Here is a 12,139-nt window from a genome sequence, read left to right as displayed (position 1 = left end):
GAGCCGAGCAGTGAGCCAGTGTGAAGGAGACGCGAGCACCGTGCTCGCGGACCCCCACCCCCGACCCCTCCCCGCAAGGGGGAGGGGAGGACGGGCGCTGTGCATGGGGACCCCGCATCATTGACGCCCCCGGACTTTATGCTTATCCTTCCCCCCACATCCCGTGGTCATTTGAGCCGGCCGGCTTGCAGCCACGTTAAACAACTCGCTAAACAGGCCGGGGACGTTTTGATCCCGGCCGAACCCATGTTCAGGCCGGGTTTTTTATTGACCCTGCCGTGACTATCTGAGGCCGACCGGGTGTCCGGAACGAGGTCGTTGGCAGGCGTATGATGAACGTTCATTCGAAAGGCCAGGTCGCCGGCGAGCGCGCCCACGAGGCAGACCATCCGACGTCGCTGGTCGCCCATTTCGGCCCCGAGCAGCCGCTGCGGCTCGATTGCGGCGTCGACCTCGCGCCGTTCCAGATCGCCTACCAGACCTACGGCACGCTGAACGCCGACAAGAGCAACGCCATCCTGGTCTGCCACGCGCTGACGATGGATCAGCACATCGCCAACGTGCACCCGATCACCGGCAAGCCCGGTGGCTGGCTGACCCTGGTCGGCCCCGGCAAGCCGATCGACACCGACCGCTACTTCGTCATCTGCTCCAACGTGATCGGCAGCTGCATGGGCTCGACCGGCCCGGCCTCGACCAATGCGGCGACCGGTCGGCTGTGGGGGCTGGATTTTCCGGTGATCACCATCCCCGACATGGTGCGGGCGCAGGCGATGCTGATCGACCGGCTCGGCATCGACAAACTGTTCAGCGTGGTCGGCGGCTCGATGGGCGGCATGCAGGTGCTGCAATGGACCGTGGCCTATCCGCACCGGGTGTTCTCGGCGATGCCGATCGCCTGCGCGACGCGGCACTCGGCGCAGAACATCGCCTTCCACGAACTCGGCCGTCAGGCCGTGATGGCCGATCCGGACTGGGCGCATGGTCGTTACTTCGAGAACGGCCTTCATCCGCATCGCGGCCTCGCGGTCGCGCGGATGGCGGCGCATATCACCTATCTGTCCGACGCCGCGCTGCATCGCAAGTTCGGGCGCCGGATGCAGGATCGCGAGCTGCCGACCTTCTCGTTCGATGCCGACTTCCAGGTCGAGAGCTATCTGCGCTATCAGGGCTCGTCCTTCGTCGAGCGCTTCGACGCCAACTCGTATTTGTATCTGACCCGAGCGATGGATTACTTCGATATCGCCGCCGATCACGACGGCGTCCTGGCCGCGGCGTTTCGCGGCACGCAGACGCGGTTCTGCGTGGTGTCGTTCACCTCCGACTGGCTGTTTCCGACCGCGGAGTCGCGCGCCATCGTGCACGCGCTGAACGCCGGCGGCGCGCGGGTGTCGTTCGCCGAGATCGAAACCGACAAGGGCCACGATGCCTTCCTGCTCGACGAGCCGGAATTCATCGACATCGCCCACGCCTTCCTGCAATCGGCCGCCACCGCGCGCGGGCTCGGTCGGGGGCGCTGAGATGACCGTGCAGGAGAGCCTGCCGCTGGGCACGCCCGAGCGGCCGATGCTGCGGGTGCATCGCGCCGATCATCTGCTGGTCGCCGATATGGTCGAGCCCGGCTCGCGCGTGCTCGACGTCGGCTGCGGCGAAGGCGACCTGATGATGCTACTCGAGTCGAGCGGCGTCGATTGTCGCGGCATCGAGCTGTCGCGCGAGGGCGTCAACCGCTGCGTCGCACGCGGCCTCGCGGTGGTGCAGGGCGACGCCGACACCGACCTAGACAACTACGTCGACGATGCGTTCGACTACGTGATCCTGTCGCAGACGCTGCAGGCGACGCGGCAGCCGCGCGTCGTGCTGGAGAATCTGCTGCGCATCGGCCGCCGCGCGATCGTGTCGTTTCCGAATTTCGGCTACATCAACATGCGGCTGCAGCTCTTGATCAACGGTCAGATGCCGCGCACCGAGAATCTGCCGGCGACCTGGTACGACACCCCGAACATCCACTTCTGCACCATCAAGGATTTCGTCGTGCTGTGCGACGAGATCAACGTCAAGATGGAGCGCGCCGTGGCGCTCGACCGCTATGGCCGGCCGCTGCGTCTCAACGCGCCATGGTGGTTCTGGAATATGTTCGGCGAGCAGGGCGTATTTCTGCTGAGCCGCGCGCAGAAGAAGTCGCCGGTCTCGCCGGCCGATTACATCACGCCGTAGCCGGGCGCGCGGCGGTGCATCGCCGCGCTACGATCGGCAATGTTACTGATGGTGCCTGCGTTGTGTGTGATGCACGTCTCACTAAGTAGTTAACATTTATTAACATCTATCAATTCGTCCGGCGGAATTTTGCAGGTTCCGCTGCCACGAAATGATCTTCTTATCACCGCGGAATGTCTACCTGACTGCCGCACCGGCCATGCTCTCGCCATCGCTGATCTGTTTACCGCACACGCCGGTCGTCGCCGATCGGCGTGTCGATGGAGAGAGTGTCTGAATGGTTGAGTTTCTTGCGTTTCGTCCGGGTCGCGTTCTCGCGTTGGTATTGGGTGTTGCGGCGATCGCCGCTTTGGTGAGTCCGGCGTCGGCGAGGCCGTCGCATCGTCATCACGGTTATGCCGCGCATCACGGCGACGCCACGTCGCATCGCGGCTATCACCGGCATCACCGCTACAGCAAGCGGAGCCGCGGTTGGCGTCACGCGAATGCGGCCGTCGCGCCGGGCTTTGGTGATCAGCAGCAATTCGGCGATCAGCAGCAATTCGGCTTCCAGGCGTATCAGCAGCCGCAGGGCTTCGCGCCGGCCGGCTATGCCGATCCCAACGCGATGAGCGCTCCGCGCATGATGAAGCAGCGCGTGAAGCGCCGCGCCGCGCGGCAGGCGCCGGATGCGCAGCAGGCGCAGTGGCAGAACTGGAATGGCGGCGGTGGTTCGGGATCGAGCGTGGTGGCCGAGGCGCGGCGCTACATCGGCGGCAATCCGACCGGCCGCAGCCGGCTGTGGTGCGCGCGGTTCATGAACATGGTGCTGGAGCGCTCGGGCCATCGCGGCACCGGCTCCGACATGGCGAGTTCGTTCGCCCGCTACGGCCAACGCGTCTCCGGCCCGCAGGTCGGCGCCATCGCGGTGATGTCGCGCGGCAAACGCGGTGGCCATGTCGGCATCGTCACCGGCGTCGATCCGAGCGGCAATCCGATCGTCGTCTCCGGCAACCATAGCCGTCGCGTCGCCGAGTCGGTGTACTCCAAGAGCCGCATCTACGCCTATGTGATGCCGTCGAGCTGAACTGCTCGGTTCTCGGCCCGTGTCCCGGACGCGCTGCAGCGCTCTTGCGCTGCTGCGCAGATCCGGGACCCCGGTTGAGACGCTTCGTTGTGAATATGAACTGGGGCCCCGGATCAGCAGCGCATCACGCCGCCAAGGGCGGCGCGCTGCGCAGCATCCGGGGTACGGCAGGATAAAGCTGTCGTCATCCGCGGGCTTGACCCGCGGATCCATCGCGCGCGCAGTGCGCTTTTACGAAGAACGATGGATCTCCGGGTCAAGCCCGGCGATGACGGGTGATCAAGCGGCGGCCTATTCGAAAAGCGAACTCTGCTCGACCCGCACCGCATCTCCCGACTTGACCCGCCCGCCTGCGATCACTTCGGCATACACGCCGCAATCGGCGTGGCCGAGGTTCTGCTGCAGCGTCTGCGGAATGGCGAGATCGCGTGCGGCCGTCACCGGGTCGACGTTGGTGGCGGCGCAGCGCACGGTGCGCTTCACGATCTTGAGCCGGGCCTCGCCGATCGCCAGCGTCTGGCCGATCATGTCGAGTTCGGCCCAGGCCGGCCAGCCACCGACATAGAAGTTGGCGCGGAACCGCAGCGGGTCGACGCGCCGGCCGATCATCTGCTCCAGCGCCGCGACGCTGCCGAGATTGATGATCGACACCACTTTCATCGGCACGTCGGAGAAGCTGTAGCCTTCGCCGTCGAGCACCTTCGGCGGGCCTCGCAGTTCGTCGGCGAAGCGCGCGGCGAAGAATGCCTCGATCGCTGTCCGTCCCTCGGGGCTGCGCAGATCTCCCTGCGCCACGACCGCGCCGTCGGCCTTGATGGTCAGCGTGTGGGTGGCGTCGTCGAAATGGCTGCTCAGCGCCGCCAGCCGCTCGTTGCGCATCAGCATCAGGTAATGCGTCTTGGCCTTCCAGACCGGGCTGGCGGGATCGAACCCGGTCGGGCCGTTCTCGATCGCGTAGGCGCGGTCGGCCGGCAGCGTCTGGCCGATCGCCAGCGCCACCGCCGGCAGCGGCTCGGGCGTCAGGCCCTTGATGGGGTAGCGATAGATGGCGGAAAGCGAAGCGGAGGCGGGTGCGATCATGTCGTCATCGTAAAGCTTTTGGCCGCGGGCGCCTGCACGAAATTGTGACGCCGGCCCTTCCGTTTTCGGAACCCGATGCCCACATTTGCGTCAAGCCGCTGCCAGTCCGGATGCGGCGACGACCGCCGCCGGTTGACGACCATCAACGCGGCCGGTGGAACCCCAATGAAGATGCCGTCCGCGTGCTTTCGAGGCGCAGATGGCAGGCTGAGGGACACAGATCATGAACCCAGAAAAATACACCGAACGCGTGCGTGGCTTCATCCAGTCGGCGCAATCGCTTGCGGTCCGCGAGGGCCATCAGCAGTTCTCGCCGCTGCACATTCTCAAAGTTCTGCTCGACGATTCCGAAGGGCTCGCCGGCGGTCTGATCGACCGCGCCGGCGGCAATTCCCGCGCGATCCTCCAGGCCACCGAAGACGCGCTCGGCAAGATGCCGAAGGTTTCCGGCTCGGGCGCCGGCCAGGTCTATCTCGCTCCGGCGACCGCCCGCGCGCTGGAAGGCGCCGAGCAGGCGGCCGAGAAGGCGGGCGACAGCTTCGTCACCGTGGAGCGGCTGCTGCTGGCGTTGGCGCTGGACAAGGACAGCGAGGCCGGCGCGCTGCTCGCCAAGGGCGGCGTCACTCCGCAGAACCTCAACGCGGCTATCAATGCGCTGCGCAAGGGCCGCACCGCCGATTCGGCGACGGCCGAGAACGCCTATGACGCGCTGAAGAAATACGCCCGGGATCTCACGCAAGCCGCGCGTGACGGAAAACTCGACCCGGTGATCGGCCGCGACGAGGAGATCCGCCGCACCATCCAGGTTCTGTCGCGGCGCACCAAGAACAATCCGGTGCTGATCGGCGAGCCCGGCGTCGGCAAGACCGCCATCGTCGAGGGCCTGGCGCTGCGCATCCTCAACGGTGACGTGCCGGAGAGCCTCAAGGACAAGAAGCTGCTGGCGCTCGACATGGGCGCGCTGATCGCCGGCGCGAAATATCGCGGCGAGTTCGAGGAGCGGCTGAAGGCCGTGCTCAACGAAGTGACCGCGGCCGAAGGCGGCATCATCCTGTTCATCGACGAGATGCACACGCTGGTTGGCGCCGGCAAGGCGGACGGCGCGATGGACGCGTCGAACCTCCTGAAGCCTGCGCTGGCGCGCGGCGAACTGCACTGCATCGGCGCCACCACGCTCGACGAATATCGCAAGCACGTAGAGAAGGACGCCGCTTTGGCGCGGCGCTTCCAGCCGGTGTTCGTGTCCGAGCCGACGGTCGAGGACACCATCTCGATCCTGCGCGGCCTGAAGGACAAATACGAGCAGCACCACGGCGTGCGCATCGCCGATTCCGCGATCGTCGCCTCGGCGACGCTGTCGAACCGTTACATCACCGACCGCTTCCTGCCCGACAAGGCCATCGACCTGATGGACGAGGCGGCGGCGCGGCTGAAGATGCAGGTCGACTCCAAGCCCGAAGAGCTCGATTCGATGGACCGCGAGATCGTGCGGCTCAAGATCGAGCAGGAGGCGTTGAAGAAGGAGAGCGACGTCGGCTCCAAGACGCGCCTCGTCGCGCTCGAAAAGGAGCTCGCCGAGCTCGAGGAGAACTCGGCGGCGCTGACCCAGCGCTGGAGCGCGGAGAAGAGCAAGCTCTCCAATGCCCAGAAGCTCAAGAGCGAACTCGACGCGCTCCGCATCGAACTCGCCAACGCGCAGCGCCGCGGCGAGTATCAGCGCGCCGGCGAGCTGGCCTATGGCCGGATCCCGGAGCTCGAAAAGAAGCTCGCGGATATCGAGGCGCACGAGAACACCGGCGAGATGATGGAGGAGGCGGTCACCGCCAACCACATCGCGCAGGTGGTGTCGCGCTGGACCGGCGTGCCGGTCGACAAGATGCTCGAAGGCGAGAAGGAAAAGCTGCTGCGGATGGAGGATCAGATCGGCAAGCGTGTGGTCGGCCAGTTCGAGGCCGTGCATGCGGTGTCGACCGCGGTCCGCCGTGCCCGCGCCGGCCTGCAGGATCCGAACCGGCCGATGGGCTCGTTCATGTTCCTCGGCCCGACCGGCGTCGGCAAGACCGAGCTGACCAAGGCGCTGGCGCAGTATCTGTTCGACGACGAGACCGCGATGGTTCGGCTCGACATGTCGGAATACATGGAGAAGCACTCCGTGGCCCGGCTGATCGGCGCGCCTCCCGGCTATGTCGGCTACGACGAGGGCGGGGCGCTCACCGAAGCGGTGCGGCGGCGGCCCTATCAGGTCGTGCTGTTCGACGAGATCGAGAAGGCGCATCCGGACGTGTTCAACGTGCTGCTGCAGGTGCTCGATGACGGCCGCCTGACCGATGGTCAGGGCCGCACCGTGGACTTCCGCAACACGCTGATCGTGATGACGTCGAACCTCGGCAGCGAGTATCTGGTGGCTCAGCCGGAAGGCGAGGACACCGGCGTGGTGCGCGAGCAGGTGATGGGAATGGTGCGGGCGCACTTCCGCCCCGAGTTCCTCAACCGCGTCGACGAGATCATCCTGTTCCATCGGCTGCAGAAGAGCGAGATGGGCCGGATCGTCGACATCCAGCTGCAGCGTCTGCAGAAGCTGCTGGAGGACCGCAAGATCGTGCTCGATCTCGATGCCTCGGCACGCGACTGGCTCGCCGAAAAGGGCTGGGACCCGGCCTACGGCGCGCGCCCCTTGAAGCGCGTGATCCAGCGCCACGTTCAGGACCCGCTCGCCGAGATGATCCTCGACGGCAGCGTCAAGGACGGCGACACCGTCGTGATCTCGGCCGAAGGCGGCGTCCTGACCTTCAACGGCGCCCCGCCGCACACCGCGGACATCGAGCCGTTCACGGGACGGCCGCCGAAGCGAATGCTTAACTAACCCCGTGTCCCGGACAAGGCGTAGCGCGAAAGCGCTGCGCCGCCGATCCGGGACCCCGGTTCCCTTTCCCGTACAAGTCCCCAGATAACCGGGGCCCCGGATCAGCAGCGCACCACGCCGCAAAGCGCGGCGCGTTGCGCAGCATCCGGGGCACATGGACGTTGTGCCAAGCGTTGGCCAACCACCCGTGTCCCGGACAAGGCGTAGCGCACAGCGCTGCGCCGCCGATCCGGGACCCCGGTGCCTTTTCCCGTGCAAGTCCCCAGATAACCGGGGCCCCGGATCAGCAGCGCACCACGCCGCGAAGCGCGGCGCGTTGCGCAGCATCCGGGGCACGGATGGAGAGCGCTGGGGCTCTACTACTTCTTCGCAATCCTATAAATCGCGTTCTCGATATCCGACGACACGTAGATCGTGCCGCCGGCGCCGACGGCCACGCCAGTCGGCATGTTGGTCGGCGGCAGGCCGGGGGCGGGGGTGAGGCCGATCGGGAGGTTGCCGGCGAGTTCGGTGACCTTGCCGTTCGCCGGGTCGATCTCGATCACGCGTTTGGCGCCGACCTCGGCGACGATCAGTTTGCCGGACGGCGCCAGCGCCAGCCCTTCCGGTAGCTTCAGATCCTTGGCCACCACCGTCTTGGCGCCGCTCGCCGGATCGATTCTGCTGACCTGCCCGGCGAACGCCTCGGTGACGTAGATCCCGCCGTCGCTCGCCTGTGCGAGGCCGACCGGGCCGGCGAGGTCGGTGGCGATCGCTTTGCGGTCCTTGCCGTGCTCGCCGCCGACTTCGATCAGCGACTTGCTGCCGAGCTCGGCGACGATCAGCTTGCCATTCGCCAGCCGGATCGCGTCATACGGCGCCTTGAAGTCGTGCATCATCTCCAGCGACTTGCCGCTCGTGCGGTCGATCACCTGCACGGTGCCGGTGAACCAGCTCGACAGGATCACCTCGTTGCCCTTGGCGGTGGCGCTCATCGGATATTCCAGCGTGATGCCGTCGGCGTGCATCCGCGCCAGCTCGCGCACCTCGCCGGTCGCGCCGTCGACGCTGCGATAGGCGAATACGTCGGCGACGTGGATGGTGTCCTTGCCGCCGTCGGACACCACGGCGATGCCGGCCGGAAACGCCAGCCTGCCGATGATCACCTGCTTCGCCGTGCCTGTCGCCGGATCGACTTCCTGGATGCCGTTGTCGGCCATGTTGGAGACGAAGATGCGGTCCTGCCCGTCGATCGCGAGGTTATCGAGCGACGGCTTGAGCTGCGCCGCGACCTGCTTGGCGCCGTTCTTAATATCGACCCGGACGAGCTGGCCGAGCGCGGTGTCGAGCACGTAGAGATTGCCCTTGGAGTCGAAATTCGCCGCCGCCGGAATCTTGAATCCGTCGGCGACGACGCTGAGTTCGCCCTTGTCGACATCGACCGCCGCCACCTGGCCCTTGAACCACAGCGGTCCGTAGATCTTGTCGTCGGGCCCGAATTCGAAGCCGTTCAGGCCGCCCATCTTCTCCATGATCTTGCGCGGCGGCTTGGTGCCTTCGACGTCGATCTCGTACAGCGCATCGCCGAGAAACACCTGTGTGGCATAGAGCCGGCCGTCCTTGCGGAACGCCAGCGAGTTGATACCAGGCAGGCCGGAGGCCAGCTTCCGGATCGGCCCGTCGCCCTTGCGCGCGTAGAGATCGCCGGTGAGAAACGCCGTCCAGGCCATCGTGCCGTCGGGCGCAAACGCGATGTCGTCCGCCATGCCTTCCGGCGTCGGCACCGCGATCGTCGCCGTGCCGTTGTCGCGATCGACCTCATACAGCGCCGCGCCCGCCACGCTGCCGGCGAACAGCCGGCCGGCCTTGTCGATGCCGAGCCCGTGCACGCCGTGGAAGGCCGAGCCTTCAACCAGTCTGGTGACTTGATACTCGTCCGCGCGCGCACCGGACATCGCCAGCAGCCCAAGCGCAAATACGCTCGCGCCAAGCGCAAGATGGCTCCTCATCGCATTCTCTCCCGACATTGTTTGTTTTTATGCGGGGAGTATTTGACGCACCGGAAGGGTTGGCAAGCGGAAAAGCCTGCGCGCCGCGGCCGCGATTGCCGCAGTGCACGAGCGCCAACAACGCGAAATCAGGAGGCCTGTTATCTCTTCGCCGCCGAGGCGCTGACGCTGCGGGTCGGCGTCGCGGCGGTGAGATCCTCGGCGAAGCGCGGCGCGTTGCGGTTGGTCATCATCGCATCGAGGCGGTCGCGTTCCTTCTCGAAGCCGGCCAGCATCGGGCCTTCCAGCGAGCGGCCGCGCGGCAGTTTCACGCGCATCGGATCGACGAAGCGGCCGTTGACGAGGATTTCGTAGTGCACATGCGCGCCGGTCGATAGACCCGTGGAGCCGACGAAGCCGATCACCTGGCCCTGGCGCACGCGCTTGCCGGGCTCCATGCCCTTGGCGAAAGCCGACATGTGGCCGTAGGCGGTCTCGTAGCCGTTGGCGTGCTTGATGCGGATGTACTTGCCGTAGCCGCCTTCCCAGCCGGCCTTCTCGATCACGCCGTTGCCGGAGGCGAAAATCGGGGTGCCGTAGGCGGTCGACCAGTCGACGCCGGTGTGCATCTTGACGTAGCCGAGGATCGGATGGCGGCGGCCGCCGAAGCCCGACCGCATGATCGCGTTGTTGACCGGCTTGCGCACCAGGAACTTCTTCGCGCTCTTGCCGGTCTCGTCGTAGAAATCGACCACGGCGTCGTCGGGGGTCTGGAAGCGATAGTATTTCTTGGTCTCGCCGCCGACCGTGAGCGAGGCGAACAGCACATCGTTGCGCTCGACCGTGGAGGTGGTTTCGTCGTCGCCGGCGTAGAACACCTCGAACGAGTCGCCGGCCTGCACCTTGCGCTGGAAGTCGACGTCGTAGGAGTAGATCTTGATCATGTCGTCGATGATCGCCTGCGGCACCTTGTTGCGCAGCGCGGTCTCGTAGATCGACTGATAGAGGCGAACGCCGGTGCCGTCGTCCTCGTCTTCGTCGCTGTTGTCGGCGGTGTCGCTGACGGTGTTGAGCGCCTGGACGTCGACTGCGACGTAGCGGCCGAGATCGGACAGCGCCGCCACGGCCTCGACCGCCGAATCGCCCGCGATGATCACCCGGAACGGCTGCGGGGCTTTGCCGGCGCCGGAGGGCTCCATCAGGATGCGCAGCTTCTGGCCTTCCTTCAGCCCGCCGCTGCGGCCGCGCGCGCCGAGCGCGGCGGCGACCGCATTGGCGTCCTCTTCGCTGGCGCCCTGGTCGCGCAGCACCGACACCACGGTGTCGCCCTTCTTGACGACGTGCACGCGTTCGCCGGTCGGGTTGCCGCCGGTGACCTGCTCCTTGGTCTTCGGCAGCAGCGTGACGTTCTCGGGGACGATTCGGGTCTCGAAGCCCGCATAAGGATCGGCGGAGGGGCCTTCCGGCGCGTAGCCCAGCTTCATGTCGCTGCCGATGTCGCCGGCCGCGGCGCTGGCGTAGCGAACGCCGCTGTTGCCCTTCCAGTTCGCGGCATCGCGCACCCGCATCAGGATCTCGTCGGGCGGGATCTGGCCGGCGATCTTGGCCCGCGGCAGCACCTGGCCGAGATCGCGGGTCACGAAGGACACTTCGGCGTCGGGCTCGACCGCCTCGGGGTTCTGCGCGTCCTCGGACGGCGCCGAGGAGCCGACATCGGTCAGCATCCGCTGCGCATTGAAGGGCGGGATCTTGGAGCTGAGATCGCTGGTGCTCAGCGACAGATTGCCGGCGATCTTGACGAAGGGGCGGACGCGGACGACGTCGCGATTACCGACGCGCGTCACGGTGGAAACGCGGATGACGCTGCGCGCCGCCTGTGATTCGCTTGGCGGCGGCAGCCGGTCGCTCTTGTGCAGCGCCGCCGTCTTGTCGGCGCCGAAGGCGCCGCGCAGCGCCGCTTCGACGCGCTCCGGCGCTTTGGCGAAGGTCGTCTCGCCATCGAGCGATGCGAAAACGGCGCCGCCGATCAAGGCTGCGCCGCACAGTCCGGTGAGAATCGTACCGCTGAACCATTGCACGGAGACGCGGCGGCGATCGATCACCGCGGCTTCGGAGCCATCGACGGAAAGCGGGGGCTCGTGCCCGAGGTCGATGAAGCCGACCTCGTGCCCGCTGCGTCCGCGTGACAATCTCTGGCTCAATCCGCCGTCCCCCAAATATCCTCGCCGGCGGCGTCGCCATCGGCAAGTGTCCCTGACTTGGCGGAGGTTCTGCGAAGATCGGAGCGACCTTCGGAGCCTCCGGCTGGCCGGGTCTCGCTGATGCGCCACGCGTGCGTATCACCGAGCCGGGCCTGCGCCGCGGACGTTCGACAAGAGGGCGCCAAATTGCTGGCAGCCGCCGCGAACGTCAATGGCGGGAAAGGTTCGAGGCCGCACGCCCGAAAGGAATTTGCGATGAAAGCGTCACGATCGCGATCCTTGCTATGGCGATTGCCCGTCGGCCTGACCGGCAACGCGGCAATTTTGACCTATCTAGCCTGGGGAGAACGTCGGAGGAATGTGGCTTCAGTACGGCGCAATGTCGCGAAGGCTTTGTATCTCCGATGGAAAATGATTTTTCCCGGGCAGACGACATTTTTCTGACGAGGCCGTTGACAGCTCCGAGGAGGCTGGCCTATAAGGCGGCCACTGAGCGCGGCGCCGCTGAGCCCCACGGGCCCTGGCGCGCTTCTGTGTCTCAGTGATCCCTTGCATTCGATGAGTGCTTGAGCAGCCGATCGTTGTCGGTTGCCAATTGCCGTCGGATCGGGTTTCAGAACTCCTATTAAGTGTAGGAGTTGAAGTCTTGAGGTCTTCCGGATCTCGGGTTTCGTGGAGTCTTCGGGCTCCGGGCTGTTTGACAAGTTGAGAAGAAGAAAGAGAAACGTGGACGGCGGAGTCCTTG

7 protein-coding genes and 1 riboswitch are annotated in these 12,139 nt (G+C 66.1%); of the genes, 4 read left to right on the top strand and 3 right to left on the bottom strand.

The window, feature by feature from the left end; genetic code table 11:
• The first annotated feature begins 153 nt into the window (after nucleotides 1-153).
• A riboswitch (SAM riboswitch) is annotated at nucleotides 154-233 on the top strand.
• A gap of 96 nt (nucleotides 234-329) precedes the next feature.
• The 3 genes from metX (at nucleotide 330) to IP86_RS27775 (ending at nucleotide 3,283) form a co-directional block, all read left to right on the top strand.
• Complete coding sequence (gene metX, locus IP86_RS27785; RefSeq protein WP_054165690.1) at nucleotides 330-1,520, top strand: homoserine O-acetyltransferase MetX; 1,191 nt, start codon at nucleotides 330-332, stop codon at nucleotides 1,518-1,520.
• A gap of 1 nt (nucleotide 1,521) precedes the next feature.
• Nucleotides 1,522-2,217, top strand: a complete 696-nt coding sequence (gene metW / locus IP86_RS27780; RefSeq protein WP_054165689.1) for a methionine biosynthesis protein MetW — start codon at nucleotides 1,522-1,524, stop codon at nucleotides 2,215-2,217.
• Nucleotides 2,218-2,494: 277 nt separating this feature from the next.
• Nucleotides 2,495-3,283, top strand: coding sequence for a TIGR02594 family protein (locus IP86_RS27775; RefSeq protein ID WP_054165688.1), 789 nt, complete (start codon nucleotides 2,495-2,497; stop codon nucleotides 3,281-3,283).
• Between the two features lie 291 nt (nucleotides 3,284-3,574).
• Here IP86_RS27775 and IP86_RS27770 read toward each other — a convergent pair whose 3' ends face one another.
• Nucleotides 3,575-4,363, bottom strand: coding sequence for an MOSC domain-containing protein (locus tag IP86_RS27770; RefSeq protein ID WP_054165687.1), 789 nt, complete (start codon nucleotides 4,361-4,363; stop codon nucleotides 3,575-3,577).
• A 223-nt stretch (nucleotides 4,364-4,586) separates the two neighbouring features.
• Between IP86_RS27770 and clpB the strand changes: the two genes are divergently transcribed.
• Entirely contained in the window at nucleotides 4,587-7,226 is a 2,640-nt protein-coding gene (gene clpB / locus IP86_RS27765; protein ID WP_054165686.1) for an ATP-dependent chaperone ClpB, read from the top strand.
• 359 nt (nucleotides 7,227-7,585) lie between these two features.
• On the opposite strand, the gene IP86_RS27760 is transcribed toward clpB, so the two are convergent.
• Both IP86_RS27760 and IP86_RS27755 read right to left on the bottom strand, forming a co-directional pair.
• Entirely contained in the window at nucleotides 7,586-9,214 is a 1,629-nt protein-coding gene (locus IP86_RS27760; protein ID WP_054165685.1) for a Vgb family protein, read from the bottom strand.
• Between the two features lie 140 nt (nucleotides 9,215-9,354).
• Nucleotides 9,355-11,394: a peptidoglycan DD-metalloendopeptidase family protein gene (locus IP86_RS27755; protein ID WP_502585820.1), complete on the bottom strand. Its 2,040-nt coding sequence runs from the start codon at nucleotides 11,392-11,394 to the stop codon at nucleotides 9,355-9,357.
• Between the last annotated feature and the right edge of the window lie 745 nt (nucleotides 11,395-12,139).

It is taken from the genome of Rhodopseudomonas sp. AAP120, assembly GCF_001295845.1.
Lineage (GTDB): Bacteria > Pseudomonadota > Alphaproteobacteria > Rhizobiales > Xanthobacteraceae > Rhodopseudomonas.
Note: the sequence above shows the minus strand (reverse complement) of the source record. Positions and strands in the feature narration are given on the sequence as shown.